Source organism: Virgibacillus sp. 6R, from assembly GCF_001895305.1.
Lineage (GTDB): Bacteria > Bacillota > Bacilli > Bacillales > Amphibacillaceae > Virgibacillus > Virgibacillus pantothenticus.
This window is the reverse complement of sequence record NZ_CP017762.1, coordinates 3,072,363-3,092,088: the sequence shown is the minus strand read 5'-3', so window position 1 is coordinate 3,092,088 and position 19,726 is coordinate 3,072,363. Positions and strand designations below refer to the sequence as shown.

The 19,726-nt window shown below is 38.2% G+C and carries 16 protein-coding genes; 5 read left to right on the top strand and 11 right to left on the bottom strand.

Annotated features, from left to right (window positions below):
* Nucleotides 1–227: 227 nt before the first annotated feature.
* Complete coding sequence (locus BKP57_RS14155) at nt 228–1,709, bottom strand: MDR family MFS transporter (RefSeq protein ID WP_072741783.1); 1,482 nt, start codon at nt 1,707–1,709, stop codon at nt 228–230.
* A 520-nt stretch (nt 1,710–2,229) separates the two neighbouring features.
* Nucleotides 2,230–2,874 (bottom strand): GNAT family N-acetyltransferase, encoded by a 645-nt coding sequence (locus BKP57_RS14150; RefSeq protein WP_050351457.1) that lies wholly within the window; start codon nt 2,872–2,874, stop codon nt 2,230–2,232.
* 88 nt (nt 2,875–2,962) lie between these two features.
* On the opposite strand from BKP57_RS14150, the gene BKP57_RS14145 reads away from it, so the two are divergent.
* Complete coding sequence (locus tag BKP57_RS14145) at nt 2,963–3,775, top strand: MerR family transcriptional regulator (protein WP_072741782.1); 813 nt, start codon at nt 2,963–2,965, stop codon at nt 3,773–3,775.
* A 706-nt stretch (nt 3,776–4,481) separates the two neighbouring features.
* Nucleotides 4,482–4,955: a hypothetical protein gene (locus BKP57_RS22205; RefSeq protein WP_050351459.1), complete on the top strand. Its 474-nt coding sequence runs from the start codon at nt 4,482–4,484 to the stop codon at nt 4,953–4,955.
* Between the two features lie 408 nt (nt 4,956–5,363).
* Here the strand turns inward: BKP57_RS22205 and BKP57_RS14135 are convergent, their stop codons facing one another.
* From BKP57_RS14135 to BKP57_RS22200, 8 genes are all read right to left on the bottom strand, one after another.
* Nucleotides 5,364–6,068 (bottom strand): LutC/YkgG family protein, encoded by a 705-nt coding sequence (locus BKP57_RS14135; RefSeq protein WP_072741781.1) that lies wholly within the window; start codon nt 6,066–6,068, stop codon nt 5,364–5,366.
* Nucleotides 6,068–7,492: a LutB/LldF family L-lactate oxidation iron-sulfur protein gene (locus tag BKP57_RS14130; protein ID WP_050351461.1), complete on the bottom strand. Its 1,425-nt coding sequence runs from the start codon at nt 7,490–7,492 to the stop codon at nt 6,068–6,070. The genes BKP57_RS14135 and BKP57_RS14130 overlap by 1 nt, the downstream gene beginning before the upstream one ends.
* On the bottom strand, nt 7,489–8,226 hold the full coding sequence (locus BKP57_RS14125; RefSeq protein ID WP_050351462.1) for a (Fe-S)-binding protein: 738 nt from the start codon (nt 8,224–8,226) through the stop codon (nt 7,489–7,491). Before BKP57_RS14125 ends, BKP57_RS14130 begins: the two co-directional genes overlap by 4 nt.
* A gap of 40 nt (nt 8,227–8,266) precedes the next feature.
* Nucleotides 8,267–8,977 (bottom strand): FadR/GntR family transcriptional regulator, encoded by a 711-nt coding sequence (locus tag BKP57_RS14120; protein WP_050351463.1) that lies wholly within the window; start codon nt 8,975–8,977, stop codon nt 8,267–8,269.
* Nucleotides 8,978–9,186: 209 nt separating this feature from the next.
* Nucleotides 9,187–10,764 (bottom strand): L-lactate permease, encoded by a 1,578-nt coding sequence (locus tag BKP57_RS14115; RefSeq protein WP_072741780.1) that lies wholly within the window; start codon nt 10,762–10,764, stop codon nt 9,187–9,189.
* A 366-nt stretch (nt 10,765–11,130) separates the two neighbouring features.
* Nucleotides 11,131–12,636 (bottom strand): BCCT family transporter, encoded by a 1,506-nt coding sequence (locus tag BKP57_RS14110; protein WP_050353439.1) that lies wholly within the window; start codon nt 12,634–12,636, stop codon nt 11,131–11,133.
* Nucleotides 12,637–13,114: 478 nt separating this feature from the next.
* Nucleotides 13,115–13,936 (bottom strand): squalene/phytoene synthase family protein, encoded by an 822-nt coding sequence (locus tag BKP57_RS14105; protein WP_050351465.1) that lies wholly within the window; start codon nt 13,934–13,936, stop codon nt 13,115–13,117.
* A 414-nt stretch (nt 13,937–14,350) separates the two neighbouring features.
* The gene (locus BKP57_RS22200; RefSeq protein WP_156875343.1) at nt 14,351–14,503 is read right to left on the bottom strand and encodes a hypothetical protein; all 153 of its coding nucleotides are present in this window, start codon (nt 14,501–14,503) and stop codon (nt 14,351–14,353) included.
* Nucleotides 14,504–14,718: 215 nt separating this feature from the next.
* Here BKP57_RS22200 and BKP57_RS14100 point away from each other — a divergent pair, with 215 nt between their 5' ends.
* The 3 genes from BKP57_RS14100 to thrB are packed head-to-tail and all read left to right on the top strand — an operon-like array spanning nt 14,719 to nt 17,976.
* Nucleotides 14,719–16,050, top strand: coding sequence for a homoserine dehydrogenase (locus BKP57_RS14100; RefSeq protein WP_072741779.1), 1,332 nt, complete (start codon nt 14,719–14,721; stop codon nt 16,048–16,050).
* Nucleotides 16,016–17,077, top strand: coding sequence for a threonine synthase (gene thrC / locus BKP57_RS14095; protein ID WP_072741778.1), 1,062 nt, complete (start codon nt 16,016–16,018; stop codon nt 17,075–17,077). The genes BKP57_RS14100 and thrC overlap by 35 nt, the downstream gene beginning before the upstream one ends.
* Nucleotides 17,074–17,976 carry a homoserine kinase gene (gene thrB / locus BKP57_RS14090; RefSeq protein ID WP_072741777.1) on the top strand — a complete coding sequence of 301 codons (903 nt, stop codon included), beginning with the start codon at nt 17,074–17,076 and terminating at the stop codon, nt 17,974–17,976. Before thrC ends, thrB begins: the two co-directional genes overlap by 4 nt.
* Nucleotides 17,977–18,301: 325 nt before the next feature.
* On the opposite strand, the gene argF is transcribed toward thrB, so the two are convergent.
* A complete protein-coding gene (gene argF / locus BKP57_RS14085) occupies nt 18,302–19,306 on the bottom strand; it encodes an ornithine carbamoyltransferase (RefSeq protein WP_072741776.1) in 1,005 nt (334 codons plus the stop codon).
* Between the last annotated feature and the right edge of the window lie 420 nt (nt 19,307–19,726).

The following is a 19,726-nucleotide window of genomic DNA, read 5'->3' as shown; positions in this document are numbered from 1 at the left end:
ATTTAATTTTACGGTTATAATTCCATCTTACATTTAAACGCATCCGTTTCTCCCGAATGTCAGAAGCGGTATGACTCGCACTTCAAAGGTGATATAGATACAAAAAAAGTCTATGCGGGAGATAATGCTATCCAAATTCTAGATTCATTCAAGGATCACTAGGTCATACCCTTGCACTACGAACAATCAGTGGGGAAAGAGAAAAGCCCCACTGAGTAATGGTTCATTTATTTTAGACTATCTTGTTGGTTTACTTCTTTATATTCCTCTCTCGGAACTGCTCGGTATACTAAAAATGCTAAAATAACGGCAATGATAGAAATAGCAAATGCGATAAAATAAACGAATTCAACCCCTACGATCATCGCATCGTTAATGGTAGCAGGGTCATTCGGAGTAGAAGATTGACTTAGGTAATGGTTTTGTTTCGCATTTAAAATACTAATAAAAACAGACACGCCGACAGCTCCTGCTACTGGCTGTAACGTGGACATAACTGAGGTACCATGTGGATAGAGTCGTTTTGGCAATTGATTTAATCCATTTGTTTCTGCTGGCATCATAATGGCAGAGACAGTCAGCATTAATATGATATATGCAACAATAATCATCCAAGCCTCCGTGTTTTCGTTTAATCTACTCAACATAAACATGGTGGTGCTTAAAATGAATGTTGCAGGGATCATCATTACTCTTGGTCCAAATTTGTCAAATAAATGACCCATAACTGGAGACATTAATCCATTGATGATGCTCCCGGGTAATAACATCATTCCCGCTTTAGCAGCGGAAAATGCTAAAGCTCCCTGCATAAATATAGGCAAAATTATTTCCGATGAAAACATCGTCATAATGATAATTAAAAACATCAGCATACCATGTGTGAACATGGGATATTTAAAAACCCGAAGATCCAAAACAGGGTCGTTTAACTTAAATTGTCTCATTGAAAAAATAGTAATCCCTATGAGACCAACAATAATGAAAATATACACATTTGGACTTAGGAACCCTTTTTCTCCAGCTGAGCTAAACCCGTAAATTAATGATCCAAATCCAATCGTAGAAAAAACAAGTGAAAGTATATCTATCTTTGGTTTCGTAACTTCAGAAACATTAACTAAATACTTATAAGCAAATGCGATGGAAAACAATGCAAACGGAATGACGACAATAAACAGAAAACGCCAACCCAAATATTCAACAATCACACCTGACAAGGTTGGTCCGATTGCAGGTGCGAACATAATCACAAGTCCTACTAGCCCCATCACTTTCCCTCTCCGATGCGGTGGGAAAACAAGCAGGAAGACATTAAAAATAACTGGCATTAATAGGCCTGTACCAGCAGCTTGAACTAACCTTCCCAGAAGTAATATCGGAAAAGTAGGTGCTAATGCTGCAATAGTTGTTCCAATGGTAAAAACAATCATCGTTCCTAAAAATAACTGCCTCGTTGTAAACCATTGCAACATAACTGCAGAAGCAGGGATAACTATTCCCATTACGAGAAGAAAACCAGTTGCCATCCACTGCACGGACGTCAGTGATACATTAAATTCTTTCATTAACGTCGTTAAAGCAATATTAAGCAATGTTTCATTAAGAATCGCAAAGAATGCCCCGATAATTAATGACAACATAATCGGCATAACTTTAAATTGCGGATCATCCGCTAAATACTCGTATTTCGTGTTCTTGTTACTCATTCATGAAATTCCCTTCTCTTTGTAGTATCTGTAGATAAGTGCCATAGTCGGAGAATCTATTGTGCTGATTTCCAGAAATTTATAGCGGATGTATAAAGTAAATCTTCAATCCGTGGGGGTTTGCATTCATCCCCCCACGGATTGTTAGATGAACGAATCGGGTATTTAGATGCTGTTATCTCCCACTTAGACTTGTTGCCGTACAGATAGATATCCAACTCCTGAAGTGGGAGTCTTACATACCCTTTTATACGGGGTAAAATCCCATGCAAATCTTATGCGCTTCTAAATGATGAGATTACTACTTTGGCTAATGTATCACGTTATCTCGCCCATGTTACGCATTCCCGATAGATATGCTCGATACTACGATATGGTTGCACGTTTCAGTTCATTTTCTTGCCCAGCTTCTGAGCTATACTTCACAAGTAAGAATAATACTACCACCGATAATTTTTATTAGCAAGCATGATTTTAAATAGAAGTTAAATTTAATTATTTCAACCTTCTTTATCGGGAATTATAATCTCACTATAGGAAAATTATATTCATATAAAAATACTGTTAGGCTATCCTTGAACTGTTCAAAAATGATTTCTTTTTCATTTATACGTTTAAAATTTTTACTATCATAAAATCCATAATTACACTCATTGTCAGTGTAAACATATATAGAATTTACTCTCATACTTTTCATGTAATTGAACAAACTATTAAGCAACTCTCCACCTACTCCAAGACCCCTTGATTCTTGAGATACGATAAACAATTCAATACTCCCTTGAAAATTCTTTTCCTTTCCTTTAAACAATTCATCATACGCTTTTTCAGTCTCTGAGAATATATTTAGCACTTTTCTGTTTTCCTTAGATACAAAAATACCTTTAAACATAGTCCTTGCAATACTAAAAATATTATGAGCTTTCTTTAGACGATGTCGGTCTTTTAGTGCATTTCCGAGGATAATACCAATTACTTTATTATCTTTTTCAGCTACTTTACTAAAAGAGCTACTTACAATACAACTTTGTAGATAATAGTTTAATACTAAATTTAAAACTCTTTCGTCTTTTATAAATTCATGAAAATTAAATGCATCATTAATTAATTGTTTTATTTGTTGGTAATCTTCTCTTTTAAGATCTCTATATTTTACAGTGCTCATTTTTTCCACTATCCTTTCATTAACTTTAACTATAAAATGATAGTACTATCTCCCCTTAGGGTAGAGTCAACAAGAAAGGAAAGATAAAATGAAAGATTTATTTTCTATTGGTGAAGTTGCTGATATCAAAGGTGTCACAATAAAAGCTTTAAGATATTACCACCAAGAGGGCATTCTTATCCCAGCTTATATCGATAAGGAATCTGGTTTTAGATACTATTCAATCGATCAGTTTATTCACATTGATATAATCAAAGCTTGTAGAATTTTAGGAACCAGTATTAAAGAACTGAAACAAATTTTCATGGAGAGTAATACAAACAACTTATTAAAATTTCTGGCTTTTAAAAAAGAAGAAACCGAACTAAAAATGAAAAAGATGAAAGAAGTAATTGAAACTATTGACAAATTAAATGACAGTGTTCAGTTTGCTAAAATGGTATTAGTAAATAATCAAATAACAGTACAATATTTCAAAAAACGTTATGTAGTCACTGCTCCATGTAAAGAAGTAGGCGATTTAAAAGAGGTGCTTTACTATTCAGATTTAGACAAAATTATACAAGAGAAAAATGTAGAAACAACCATGGAAAGTGGCATAGTATATAACATCAATTCAAAAGGGAGCTTAGAACCTAGTTATGTTTTTAGTGTTTTAAACGATAATGATGGTATACAAATAGAACAAAATATAGATATACTACCAGAAGGCAAATATGTAACAATTGCTTATAGCAAAGAGAATGAAGAGGAAAGCATGACTAAATTACACAATTATATAGAAGAAAATAATTTAAAAATCAATAATTTCATTGAAGTAGAACTTTTAGATGATATTTTTAATACGGATTCCTATAGTTGCCAAATTCAATTGCTTATAGGGGATGATGGGGGATGTTAGATTTTCTATCCAACTTCGTTTTAAACGGCCAAATATATTAAAATGGGAAGATTAAATATTTTCGGATGAAGAGCAACAACGTAGTAGAGAATTACAAAATATAAGCTTTCATGGTCTTAATAAATTAAGGTGTGAAACACTTAGAGGATGTCTCCTCAGTAGGGTCTCTCTAGTTTCTATATCATCTTCATTTCGGCTCACCGCCGAAACCCAGCGGCGTGAACTGCTGTTTCAGACTTATTTCGACTATTGCCCTGTTGCTTTCTTCGATTATCGACCGTCTCAGTTACCCAATTACGTGTAACAATGCTACGTCAACGTTCACTATACGTTACAATCTGAAATTTTGTCCGAGTTCCTTATGAACACGATGTCAGAGGACTTCACCATATCCCTTTCACTTCATATACTTAATGGGTGAAACCAATTTTCCAATGATGAAAACAAGAATAATTATATTCATACGAATTTCCTTTACTTTTGGGTTTGAACAGGAACCACCTGAACTTCCATTGTAAAGGTTTTTTTGTTGTATGAACATTAATATCGAAAATTGATTTGATTTAAAATTAACAGATATAATTAACACAACGCTATTATTTACGATTTAACATAGAAACGTCCGCCCATTATGATGGAATTGAATAACATGCGAGGCAGATGCCCCATATAGTAAACTAGACGAATTATTATAGGAGGAGAATGTATGCATTTTTATAACGATCATTATGACCCAAGCTTGGATGAACAACATGAGTTTCCTTTCTCTACGCTAGAAAATGTCTTTTTAGAGCCAAGGCAAACCGGCGGAGGCTTTGGACCTCCAGGACCACCACCAGGATTTCCAGGAAGCGGCGGTCCCCCTGGCTTTCCTGGTACAGGAGGCGTAATTCCAGGGTTTCCAACTATCCCTGGAGTTGGGGGCGGGGGGCAGCCTCCAAGTGCTCCACCTCCTGCTTTTACACCACAAATATCGCAAGTACAGACCTTCGCGGTTGACCCTGGAGCCATCCGTAATTGTTTATTTCGGTATACGTATATATGGTTAAGAAGGAGCGCTTTCTGGTTTTTCCCAACATTTGTAGGGAGAAATTCCATTGCTGGCTTCCGTTGGACTGGTTTTAATTGGGTATACTTTGGTATTGACCTTAATCGCATTCAGTCTTTTCAATGTTTCTAGCTCGTTCCCATAAGGAAACCCCCTCAATCAGAGAGTTGCTTCGTTCCTCTCTGATTGTTAACCGAACAGAACCAAAGTGAATCTTCCATCCGTGGGGGTTTTCAGTCATCCCCACTGATGGTTAGTACAGTAATGGTATGACCTAAAGGCGCTTACGAATCGGATATTTAGGTGCTATTATCTCTCACTTAGACTTATTGCAAGAAATTATCCAACTCCTGCAACAAGTCTACAGCACCTTATATACGGGATAAAAGGCATGAAAAAACAGGAGATTATCTAGTTCCAGTCTAAATAATCTCCTGCCTATACAAATGACATATTCAAAGGTATCCTTATTTCATGTTATTGCTATCTAAATAAAACAGCTGTTGACACTGCTTTTTCTACTTTTCGCTTTCCCCTCACTTAATCCCCCACGACAATATACGTCGCTTGAATAGGCCCGTGTACGCCCACAATTAAATTCATTTCAATATCGGCACTGTTACTCGGACCAGAAACAAAACTGACACAAGAAGGAACATCCTTCCCTTTCTCCACAGACATATGCAATTGCTGTGCTGCTTGCGTCATGCGTGGGACAATCGTACTCTTAGGGATAATGGCAATAAAGCTTTTGGGCAATAAGCTAATGGAACGACCATGGTGCTTATCATTAAACAATGTTACAGTAGCTGACTCAGCTAAAGTTATATCGCTAAATGAGATACCAATATCGGCACGTTCGGCTATGATTTGATTTTCCTTTCCAAGTTGGGCATCCCAAATATGCACATCTATCTCTTCATTGAGTTGCTCATAGAATTGATCCAGCCCATATAGTGCATTCCGTTTATCATTGGCTGCAATTACCGTTTTTCCTTCATACCGTTTGATCGTGTCTGTCAACGCTTGCGTCAGTTCATGTTGCTTCACTTCGACAACATCGGTATGAATCGCTTGACACTGCTTTTTTAATACTGCTATCAGTTCTTCTTTGGAATAACCTGCAAAAACACGATCTTGTGGGCGAACGCTCCAAGTTGGGCGCTTTACTCCAGACGTACGGCGCGGTCGTCCTAAATGTGCTGCTACATTACTTAAAAATGCATCGTGATTATGAATGACCATTACTGATTAACCCCCTTTTTCCGTTCCTTCCACCAAGCACGAAAGGATTGTTTTGCTGGTGCCGGAAAATCTCTTACATCTGTCCAACCTTTTAATGGACCAGGGCCATTTTTAATCGTTTCATCTTTCGTCCATGGCTTTAAGGCTGTTCTTGCCAACTTCGTACTTAGCTTGTATGCAGCAGGAGTAGAGGCCCATTGCGCAAATCCCTTCATCATTATCTTTTCCGTTACCGGGGATTTCTTCTCCTGTTCCACAATAATTTGTCGATGACGGATCAATTGCTCATGTAATGGAATCTTGACCGGACATGCCTCTGTACAAGCTGCGCAAAGCGATGATGCATATGGTAGCTCCTTATGATCGTCATAGCCATCCAATAGTGGTGTTAAAACTGCGCCGATCGGGCCTGGATAAATAGAATTATAAGCATGACCTCCGACATGTCGATATACCGGACATACATTAATACAAGCTGCACAGCGGATACAATGCAAAGCCGATTGAAATTCTGTTCCTAATATTTTCGAACGACCATTATCCACGATAACTAAATGATAATCATCAGGTCCATCAATTTCTCCTTCTAATCTAGCTCCTGTATAAGACGTAACATAGCTCGTTAACTTCTGGCCGACAGCTGCTCGTGTTAGCAGACTTACTAATACTTCCATATCTTCCCATGTAGGGACAATGCGTTCCATTCCCATAACCGTTATTTGCGTATCTGGCAGAGCTGTTACCATACGTGCATTTCCTTCATTGGTAACTAATGTAATCGCACCTGATTCGGCAATTGCAAAATTACAACCGGTAATCCCAACATCAGCAGACAGAAAATCTTTACGCAGCTGTTCACGGGCAAATGCCGCTAATTCTTCAGGAGAATCGGACTGATCATAGCCGCGTTTTTCTGCAAAAGTTTCGCGAATTTGCTCTTTATTTTTATGTAGAGCCGGCGTAACGATATGGGAAGGGGGGTCTTCATCAAGCTGTAAAATCCATTCTCCCAAATCAGACTCGACAACTTCTGCACCCATTTGCTCCAATTGTTGATTCAATCCAATCTCTTCCGTTACCATAGATTTGGATTTAACGACCTTCTTGCCGTTTTTCTGTTTAATGACCTTTTTAATATAAGCATTGGCTTCCTCTGCTGTAGCGGCAAAAAATACATTTCCGCCACGCTTGGATACTTGTTCACTTAATTGTTGCAAGTAATAATCGAGATTTTCTAATGTATGCGTACGAATTTCCGATCCAAGCTGTCGCCAGTCCTCCCAATCACCAAGCTCTTCCGCTTGTGTGAGACGACCGTTTCTAAATCGCCCTTGTGCAGAGGAAACGGCTTCTCTCATGAAGTCATTCTCAATCCCTTTTTCAATTCGGTCTTGGTATGACATATCTCCCAGTTTGATACTCATGCAATTCCCCCACCTTGTTCATGTGTATTCAAAATTTCCGTAATGTGGACGACTTTTACATTTTTCCCCTCTCGACGCATCCTACCGCCAATATTCATTAAGCAGCCCATATCACCACCAGCTAAATATTCCGCATTCGTTTCTGATACATGTTGCGACTTTTCCTTTACCATTTCCCGCGAGATGTCAGGATTTTTCACAGCAAATGTACCACCAAATCCACAGCAATCTTCCTTTACAGGCAATTCTATCAACTCGATGCCTTTCACATGACGTAAAAGTGTTTGTGGTGCATCTTTCACTCCAAGAATTCGCGTCATATGGCATGATGGGTGATAGGTAACCTTGCCTTTAAAGGTAGATCCTAGGTCGGTTACCCCCAGAACATCAACTAAAAATTGCGTAATTTCATAGCTCTTATTAGCAAGATCTACCGCTGCTTCTTCCCATTCTGAGTCACCTTTGAAAATAGCAGGATACTCTTTTAACATACCGACACAAGAGCCTGAAGGACCAACCACATACTCTGAGTCTTTGAAGGAACGCATCATTTGTTTCATAGATTGCTTGGCTTCTTGTAAATACCCACTATTATAAGCTGGCTGACCACAGCATGTCTGCGCCGCTGGAAAATCGACCTCACAGCCAACACGCTCCAAAATTTCCACCGTATGTTTACCAACATCGGCAAAAATCATGTCACTGACACATGTAATAAATAATGAAACTTTCATTAATCTCACCCCATTTTCATAACTCAAGCAGGCAGAAAAGTTATACATCAAGATGTTTAAATACCAATTTCTCTACTTTTTCTAAATGACTGTACATTGCTTCTCTTGCTTGATCTGCCCGCCTACTTTTTATCGCTTCAAAAATCTGTTGATGCTCTTCTAGCAAAATATCTGCTCGATCCTCGGTATATAATAAAATTTGCCGTGATTCTCGTATCGTTTCCGACATCAGCTCAGCGACACTACCCATTAAATGGTTTAGTAAATTAATATGTGTCGCTTTCGCGATAGCTACATGAAAATCAGTATCGGCTTGTTCTGCTAAAGCCTCATTTCCTTTAGCATGTTCCATAACAACTAAAGCTTTTTCCATTTCCAATAAATCAGCTGCTTGATAATTTTCCGCTGCTAACCCCGCAGTTCCGACTTCTAATATTTTCCGAACTTGGTAGAGTTCCTGTACATCATTTCGTTTCATTAGAAATGCGGTACTAACAGGAAGAGTGAATCTTTTCGGGTCGAATGTTTTCACGTACGTTCCTTCCCCTTGACGCATCTCCACTAACCCCATTGAGCGCAATCCACTTAATGCTTCGCGAATTGCTGACCTTCCTACTTCAAAGTTAGCTGCTAATTTTTCAACAGAATCTAATTTATCTCCAGGCTGTAACTGCCCAGATTTAATCATATCAATTAATGAATCAGCTACTTGTTCATATATTTTTTTAGGTTGAATACGCTTATATTTCATGCTTCCCACTCCCCCTCATTTGAACCCATTTTACTTGATACGTCTATATTTGAAAAGCTGTTGAGGAGCGGATTACTTACAAATCAGAGTTGGACAAACGCAATATTAAATTTTTTAACTGCATTAAAGTTACTGTGAATTTCAGACAGCTTCATTCAAAATCGAATCCATTGTTGCATACTATAGGCAACTGTCAAAACAATCCTGTACTAAAAAATAAAATAGGTTGCTAAACCGATAACCAGTCCATATAAAATGGCGGGTAACAATGTTTTTCGGATAATATCGCCTTCTTTCCCGGATAAGCCTACTACAGCACTGGCTGCTACCACATTATGCACGCAAATCATATTACCCGCACCTGCTCCGACAATCTGGGCAGCAAGTACTGCATTTGCATCCATACCTACTTGATTTGCAACACTATGCTGAATAGGGGCAAATGTTAAGGTTGAAACCGTTGCGCTCCCAGTAATAAACGAGCCTAGCTCACCTACAAAAGGGGCTACCAAAAACCATACCGCCCCTAAAGAATTAGCAAATGATTCAGCAATATATTGAGGCATGCTCGCCAAATCATGAACATTGATACCTGAATTCGTAAATACATGCACCATCGCTAATGTAGCAATTAATGATATTGCGGTCGTTTTCATGGTTAAAAAAGACTGGTTAGCTGCTGAGATAAATACAGAAAAGCCTTTTCGATGAAGAAAGACCGATACTATTGCAGCAACTGCCAGAATCGTTCCTGGCGAATAAAGAAACTCCCAGTTAGAGGTAATGCCTTCAATGCCAAGAATATTCGTCCATGAAAAATCAATCGCTGTTTTTGTAAATTGAGCTAGCCAAGGGATAATCCGCGTCATTAATAACAATACAACGACAATCACATACGGCGACCACGCTGCAAACAGTCCCATATCGGATTTTTTCTTTTCTGGGTGAAAATCTTCCTGCAAGGCATCTTGCCATGTTTTTTTCGGTAGAAGCCAGCCCTTTTTTGCCGTTATGGTTGCAATAATTAAGGCTGTTAATGATGCTAAAATTGCAATAAACTCTTGCCCAAAAACCACTGCATATAGCAGTGCAGACGAAGTGTAAACGATACCAATTAATAACGTCCAAGGCAACATCGGCCATGCATCTTTTAACCCCTTAGCCTTTCCAAAGAATACTGTCATAATCACGACTAAAGTAAAGGGGATAAATGTTCCCGCAAATATATCAATCGTTGTAATCGTTTTCCCTATTTCTTGAAAAAATGCTGGACCTGCTTCCGGAAGTGTACTTAAACCGACTGCTACTGGAGTACCCACTGCTCCAAAAGCAACTGCTGTACTATCTGCAATTAAAGCAGTTGTTGCAGCAGCTAACGGACGAAACCCAAGTGCAATCATTAATGGGCCTGTTACCATCGCTGGTGTACCAAAGCCAGCAGCTCCTTCTATTAACGATCCGAATAAAAAAGCAACGATAATTACTTGCACGCGCATATCTGTTGAAATGTTTTGAAACCCTTGGTTAATCCGATCTACTGCTCCTGTCTTGCGAAGTGTGTTTAACAACACAAGTGCCCCGAATAAAATCCAAAGTATGGTTAACGTTTTATGTATACCCTGTAATACAGATGAAGCAATTAGCTTCCCCTCCACTCCCCAAATTGCCATTGCAAGTCCGATAACAATGAATGCACTCCACGTCATCCCCTTTGTAGCAGGGAAACGAAATACTACTAAAAAAATAAATGGTGCAATAATTGCACTTAATGCAACAATTAGATACATAGAAACCCCTCTTTTCTCTCTCTGTTTAATTAAGCGTTTTCACCCATCCCCTAATAAGGTCATCTGATGACCTTATGTATCAGTTTACTGACTTTCCATTTTGAATTCAAGATTTTGAATTGTGTACAATTGAACATAAATTTCACCGTTGCTTTTGCGCCCGTTTTCCTTGATGGTATGGAAATGCCCCTTTATGCATCTGCCTCTAAATCCTTTTGCCCTAGCTCTTTTAATTATTTCCTTCAAAGTATAAATATCTTTTCTTTACCTCTCTTCATACAGATACAAGTTGTTTCGCAAACCGACCTTCCAAATACGAAAAACCTCTATCTGATAGAAAAAATCTTTCTATCAGATAGAGGTTTTTTACTTATCTACTTTCTTTAGCAATTCTCTTTGCCAAATCAGTCCTTGCTCTAATGCCATTGTCCTAGCAATTCTAGGCGCACACCAAAGCGTAGGGAGTAGCAAAATAGAAACGGGTACAGCTGTTATAACGATAGAATTTTGGATGGAAGCCACACTGTCCTCACCTATTGTTAAAATTGCTGCCGAAGTTCCACCAAAGATTAACGCCCAAAATACACGCAGCCAGCGCTTTGGATGATCGTTTCCTGTAATTGTTGCTGCAACCGTATACGCCATTGTATCAGCTGTTGTGGCAACAAAAATAATCGAAACAAGGAGAAAGCCCACACCAAACCAAACACTTAATGGCAGCTGGTCGGTAATCGCCATTACCGCTGCAGGCATACCGCCCTCATTTAAAGAGTCGGAAACAGATCCTGGATGTTTATTTTCAAAAAACACTCCTGTTCCGCCAACAATGGAAAACCAAAAATTATTTATGATTGGTGCTACAATAGAAACAGCAATCACTAATTCGCGGATGGTCCTTCCTCGAGAAATCCGACTAATAAACACAATTAACATGGGAGCATAACCTAAAAACCATCCCCAGAAAAAAATCGTCCAAGAGGAGAGCCAGCCCTCATCTCCACGGAATAATGACATCGTAAAGAAATTTTGTAAATGTACGCCAGTACCACCAACAAAAGCATCAATAATAAACGCTGTTGGTCCAATAATGAGTACGAGAACTGCTAAAAATATCGTAAACCCTACATTATAACGGCTTAACGTCACAATTCCACGATCAACACCAGTAGCAGCTGAAATTGCTGCAACAAGCACCAATCCTATAATAACAAGTATGCTTACAGTAAGCGTATTTGGTACGCCAAACAAATGACTCATCCCATAAGCAATTTGCAAACCTAAAAACCCTAAAGGTCCAAGCGTTCCTGCTACTGTTGCAAAGATTGCAAACACATCAGCAGCCGTACCAACAGCACTTTTATGGTAAATTTTTTCACCAAAGATAGGGTATAATAACCCCCTTGGCTTAAGTGGAAAACCTTTGCTATAGTGCACATACATCATTACGATAACAGCAAGTGTTCCTAGAATGGCCCACGCTAAAAACCCCCAATGCATAAATGATTGTGCAAAGGCAGCGTTGATATTCTGAAAATCTCCACCACCAAATAAAGGTGGATTTGTCATATAATGGTACATTGGCTCAGACGCAGCCCAAAACACCCCGCCACTTGCTAAGAGTGTTACTAATATCATAGATACCCATTTAAAGTAACTATACTTAGGCTGATCCTGGTTACCTAATTTCACTTTTCCATACTTTGAAAAGGCTAAAAATAATCCAATAAAAAAGTTTCCTATCAATAACAATTGCCAATAAGCGCCAAAGATATCCGATGCATAGACAAATAACGTATTTACAACATCTCCAACTGCATCGCTACTCCAAAGTGACAATAGAATAAACAGTATTAGCATTCCACCACTGATCATGAATACTGGCCAATCTAACTTCGTGTCTTTTTTTAAGTCCACGTTTTTCCTCCTAAATTTTAGGAGCAAGTGCCTATAATTTACTTACACAAGCTGTTTAAAAAAATTCAATAAAATGGCACAGCGAATTTCTTTGATATAATCGTTTGTTTCTAGCTGTTGTTATATATTTTGCAACATCCAGTTTTTCGAAACAAAGTACAATGAAATTCTAGACTACCTCTTCATCCACTTTTTCAAACACATTCTACTTCACTTGTCATTAAAGACCATTGGATGGATAAAGATTATTCCCCGATACTTCACTTTACTTACCAAAGTTACCATAGCGAAAGCCTTCATCATACCTATACTGCCAGGGCAGTATGAAATAATCTTGACAAGAATCCATCGGCTTGCTCGTTTTTAAACACAGTTCATGATTATAGGTTGCCGTTATTATTTTGTCAACAATTCGAGCCTACAAATACTTGGGCACTTATTGGTTTAAAATATCATCTACTGTAGCCTCAACTTCATCACGTGACATTTTTTCTTCCCCATTTTCTAATGCCTTTAATGTCTTTTTAGCTAAAGCTAGGGGAATCTTACAAAATAGTAAAATGTTTCTTGTTTGAATATCCTTTATGTAAATTTCTGCTTGCTGCAAATTTTCCTTGGCATATGTAAACAAATCTGCTCTTGTCCATCCATCTGGAACAAAATGAACGCCTCGCTCCGCATCTTCTTCCTGATTTCTTAACATATTTACCGCTTGCAGACCTCTGCCATAGCCAACCGCTAAGTCATAGTCTGTTTTCGTGTTGTCATACCATTCCCAGATATCTGACAGCATTACACCGACTAATCCTGCAACATAATATGTATATTCATCCAAATCTTCTTTTGTTCGCAAGTCCCAATTTTTTTCTGTCCATTTTGCCATTCCATCGGCCATAATACTTGTAGACTGTTTAATTTTAATGACTATATCTTTAGGGCAAACTTTTAACCAATCAGCAAGCCTTATAGTTACTTCTGGCAGTATAGCTGCATAAGGCTTTATTAACTGATAATACGCCTCTTCATCAAATGATCGTTCTTGTAATAGTTTACCAGTTGATCGCAACAAATGTTGCTTCGTCTCAGAAGTTAGTTGCTCATGATCTTCTATTTCATCAATTGCTCGCATACATAAATACGCAGAGCCAACCGTATGTTTTAATACGGATTTTAGTAGCGTAATCGGAATATAAAAGGTTCTGCTCGTTTCTTTTAAAACGCGCATGGCATCCTTTTGTAACTTTGCTTCTTTACCCAACGATGTTTCCTCCTTGTAATGATGTGAGGTAATTTTAGTATATCAAAAAAAAATGAAAACTTCATGCTACATTGATTTTATTTACTTGAGTACGTAGATAATTGCTGCTTTACATCAGTGAACGATACACCTTCTATCCAAGTTGCGTTTTACCCTATGACATCGGTTTTTTGTCCTTTTACATGTCTTGTACGACTATTGCTTGTCTAACTGGGGAACGAGAACCATTGTAACCCTCGTACCAACCTATGCTGTAGGGTTAATTTTCATGCACTAGAACATATGCACAGTACTTGTTGAACCACATTATTTATTTGTTCATGAATGATTTTAGATTTCCTATCCAAACAGGACTTGCTGCTTTTTTTGATCCGGTTTACGATATCACATGCCTAGCAAAGGGAAATGAAACGTTCACCAGCGCTTGATTCGAAATAAAACCACAATCAACATCCCCACCGCAAGCCCTATGGAGGCTCCTACTTTCATATGATTAAATAAACAACCTGCTCCTGCTCCAAATACTAAACTTAAAAAGAAGAGAAATCCTACTGTTGTAACATTCAATTTATACACCTCTTTGCACATTCTTTCTTTGTAGTTTATTCAAAAAGGGTGCAAAAGGTTAAACAGAGTTTTCTCTTCTAGTCCATAGAAATGACACATAAATCATATTTTTGTAAATGTAAGCCGTTTATTTTTTTATTTTGAAAATTTCGCTATTGCTATCCTTCATTATTCGTGTTTAAATAGCTATTAAACAAAAGCGATGAGGTGATGAAGTGGGAAACAAGGTTTCTATCGGTCTATTAGGATTAGGAGTCGTCGGTTCAGGAGTCATTAAGCTTATTAAAAATCATCAAGAAGAGCTCGTTCATCAATTAGGCTGTTCCATTGAAGTTAAAAGCGTATTAGTTCGTAATGTAGATAAGGTTCGTGATGTTGATCTCAATCAAACGTTTCTCACTACCGATCCAGCAGATATTCTTCAAGATCCCGCAATTGATGTTATTATAGAAGTAATGGGAGGTATTGATGAAGCTTATCAATATACACTGGAAGCATTTAGGACTAAAAAACATGTAGTAAGTGCCAATAAAGATCTAATTGCCTTACATGGCACGGAATTAGAAGAAACTGCTCGTCAGCATAAATGTGATTTTTATTACGAAGCAAGCGTAGCTGGTGGTATACCTATTTTACGAGGGATTACAGATGGTTTAGCTTCGGACCGCATTCAAAAAGTTATGGGAATTGTCAATGGAACAACGAATTATATTTTAACGAAAATGACAAATGATGGAATGACTTATGAGGATGCATTAAAGGAAGCACAGGAATTAGGTTTTGCTGAGGCCGATCCTACAGCGGATGTGGAAGGATTAGATGCAGCTAGAAAAATGGCGATATTAGGAAGACTGGCTTTTTCTACCGATGTGGCATTATCTGAAGTAGAGGTAAATGGAATTAAGGATTTAGAGTTAGCGGATTTACAATATGGTGAAAAATTTGGCTATACGATGAAATTAATTGGATTTGCGCAATGTAAAAATCAGCAAATTGAAGTAAGTGTGCAACCAACTTTTCTTTCCAATGATCATCCATTAGCCGGTGTAAAAAATGAATATAACGCGGTTTATGTGTATGGGGACGCAGTTGGTGAAACCATGTTCTACGGACCAGGTGCCGGAAGCTTGCCTACTGCAACAGCAATCGTTTCAGACCTCGTAACCGTAATTAAGAATATGCGCCTAGGCATAAGTGGCAATGCTTCATTAGAACCTAGAATTACAACCACATTACGGAATAGTGAGCAACGCTCAGGACAGTATTACTTACGTATTCACGTGAAAGATCGTATCGGGGCATTTTCCGAAATATCAACCTTGTTTAATGATCTGTCCATCAGCTTTAAGCGCATTTTACAAACACCAATGAAGCAGAACGGCTTGGCGGAAATTATACTTATTACACATCAAACATCTTTAGCAACCTTTGAAAATGCATTAAATCAGCTTCATGAATTAGACGTCGTCAAACAAATCAAAAGCTACTACAAAGTGGAAGGGGATGCACCAGATGAATTGGCCGGGACTGCTAAAACATTATCATGAGTTTTTACCAACAACGAATCATACACCTGCACTAACATTGCATGAGGGAAACACACCACTCATCCATCTGACGAACTTGTCCAAGGAATTAGGCATTGAATTATATGGAAAAATTGAAGGTGCTAATCCAACGGGTTCGTTTAAAGATCGGGGAATGGTAATGGCTGTCGCTAAAGCAATTGAAGAAGGTAGTAATTCGATTATTTGCGCCTCTACAGGAAATACATCTGCCTCTGCTGCCGCATATGCTGCAAAGGCAGGAATAAAAGCAATTATTGTCATTCCTAAAGGGAAAGTTGCACTTGGTAAACTAGCACAAGCCATTATGTATGGTGCAGAGATCGTCGAAATTGATGGTAATTTTGATGAGGCTTTAACGATGGTTCGCCATCTAAGTGAAAAACAGCCCGTCACATTAGTTAATTCAGTCAACCCTTACCGGCTCGAAGGACAAAAAACAGCTGCCTTTGAAGTTTGTGATGAATTAGGTGCAGCCCCTGATGTTCTAGCTATTCCTGTCGGCAATGCTGGAAATATAAGTGCCTATTGGAAAGGATTTAAGGAGTACGATGCCTTTAAACAGACAGGGCTACCAAAAATGTTTGGTTTTGAAGCAGAAGGAGCAGCAGCCATTGTCAACAACAAAGTTATTGAACAGCCAGAGACGATTGCAACAGCTATTCGGATTGGAAATCCTGCCAGTTGGAAACTGGCTGAAACAGCTAGAAATGAGTCAGGCGGCGCGATAAAAGCAGTCAGCGATGATGAAATTATTCATGCTTTCAAAACGTTAGCTCAAACGGAAGGAATCTTTGCTGAACCAGGATCCAATGCATCCATAGCTGGAGTTATTCGAGAAACAAAGAACGGAACGATTAAACAAGGCAGTAAAGTTGTAGCTGTATTAACAGGAAATGGCTTAAAAGATCCACAAACAGCTATTGATGAGTTAAACATCGACCCAGTGTCTTTACCAAATGATGAACAAGCGGTTATGGAATATTTAGCAAAGCAGGTTAACACATGAAACCATTTAGCCTTTCCGTACCGGCCAGCTCCGCAAATATCGGACCTGGCTTCGATTCATTAGGACTAGCAGTGGATTTATATCTTAACCTAACCGTTTCAGCAAATAATACTTGGGGGATCGATCAGCAATCAGAAATGCTACCAGCTTTTAACAACTATAAGGAGCATTTTATCTATCAGGTAGCCAATCAAACTGCAGCGCTATATGGAAAGGAACTCCCGGCTTGTTATATGACCATTAATAGTGCAATTCCTTTAGCTCGTGGATTAGGAAGTAGTGCATCAGCAATTGTTGCTGGTATCGAGTTAGCTAATCAATGTTGTCAGCTGGGTCTATCCAGCAACGAAAAATTACAGTTGGCTACGGAACGAGAAGGCCATCCCGATAACGTTGCCGCCGCTCTACTTGGCGGATTAGTAGTTACTGCCTATAACGACGATAAATCCATAGATGTTTGCAAAATAAATCAATTAAATATCGATATTCTCGTGTTCATTCCGCAAGAAGAATTGAAAACAGATGTGTCAAGACAAGTACTTCCTGAGGTATACTCACGTTCTCAAGCTGCAAAAGCTGGCAGTATAGGGAATGTCTTCATCGCAGCATTGATGAATGAAAATTATGAACTGGCAGGAAAAATGATGGAAAAAGACATCTTTCATGAGCCTTTTCGGGCAAAGTTAATTGCCAAATACGACGCTATCAAACGAATGACTAAAGAACTTGGCGCATATGGTACTGTCATTAGTGGTGCAGGACCTACTATGTTATCATTTTTCCCTAAAGGAACCGGAGCAGCTATAAAGCAAAAGTTACAAAATACATTTTCTTCCTATCATATTCAGCAAAGAGAAATAGATTTCACTGGAGTAAGAGTAGAGACGAAATTAGTTTAGTAACAGAGAAGGCGTAACATAAATTATAAAACAGTGGTGTTTACTTTTATCCACCACTGTTTTTTTGTTTATTATACAGAATCAGTGTTATTTACTTAGAGCTTTTCGCCGGGAATCAGATACAGGGATGTAACCTCATGTGAGTTAAAATGTGAACTTCGGCGGTTTTCTATCATTTACCATAATTTCATTTATGTGATTACTATTGCAAAAGGAAAGTGGCAGACTTGTTGCAGTACAGATTATTCAACTCCTAAAGTGGGAGTCTTACAGCACCTATACGGGATAAATGCTGTTTACCACTAATTGCTTGTTTTGTTAAATGTTAATTTCTTGGGTTTTGTTTTGCGAAAAGAACGCCCTCTTTATCTGTTACTCCCATTAAAGCTACTAATAATGCTTTTTGTGCATGCAATCGATTCTCCGCCTGCTGAAAAACAACCGAATGAGGACCATCAATCACATCTGCAGTTACTTCTTCTCCGCGATGAGCCGGTAAACAGTGCATGAAGCTCATGTCGCTTTTTGCTAAACGCATTAATTGTGCATTTACTTGAAAGTTCGTAAACGCCAATTCTCTTTTTTCTTGTTCTTCCTCTTGCCCCATGCTAGCCCAAACATCCGTATAAATGACATCAGCTTGCTGAACGGCTTCTTGAGGCTGATCCGTAATGTGGACACTGCCACCAGATCGGTCTGCAAGCGCACTTGCCTTTGCCACAATTTCTTTATCTGGCTGATAACCATTCGGCGTAGCAACAGCTACATGCATTCCTAAAATACTTGCCCCAAGCATTAATGAATGTACCATGTTATTTCCATCACCAATATATGCTAGTTTTAAATCTTGGAGCGTCCCCTTTAATTCCTTTATAGTTAGCAAATCAGCTAAAACCTGACAAGGATGATATACATCTGTTAGTCCATTAATAACAGGAATACTTGCTTGACTTGCTAGTTCCTCTACATCCGCTTGTGAATAAGTCCGAATCATTATTCCATCCAGATACCTTGACAGCACCTGTGCTGTATCTGCAATCGTCTCTCCTCTTCCAATTTGTAAATCCTTGGAGTTTAGAAAGATACCATTCCCTCCTAATTGATACATACCAACTTCAAAAGAAACTCTTGTTCTCGTTGAGGATTTTTCAAAAATCATACCTAATGTTTTTCCTGTTAATAATAGATCTCGGTATCCACTTTTGTAGTTAGATTTTAGTGTTTGAGCTAATTCGATTAATTCTTCTATCTCTTCACGTGAATAGTCTGCCAATGTTAAAAAGTCTCTACCTTGTAATCCTTTTAATGTTTCTTTTACACCAATCTTCATTTTATCGCCACCTTTTAAATATATTATGAATTATTATGCACTATACAGAATAAATATACAATAATTATATATTATATTTTAAAGAAAATTAAGCTAAATGAAAATTGTTTGTTCTAGGTACATATACATCATTTAGCTACTGAAGTCATCTTTTTAGATATTTCATAGATTGAAATTTTTCTTCCTAGGCATGTCTTCAGTTCATACTCGGTACTCCGTGGGATTGGATGAAACCTAGCGAATATATTTTGATGCATTGGCGACTTTTCAGGTTTAGTGGACCAATTTTTAGCATCAATGAATGACTATGCGCTGAGGACGAGTAAATTCGGACATTGAATATGCTCCGGACTAAAAAATCCCACATCATTAGAATGATGCAGGATTTTTTACTATTAGAAAAACTTGGCTTGTCGCCAA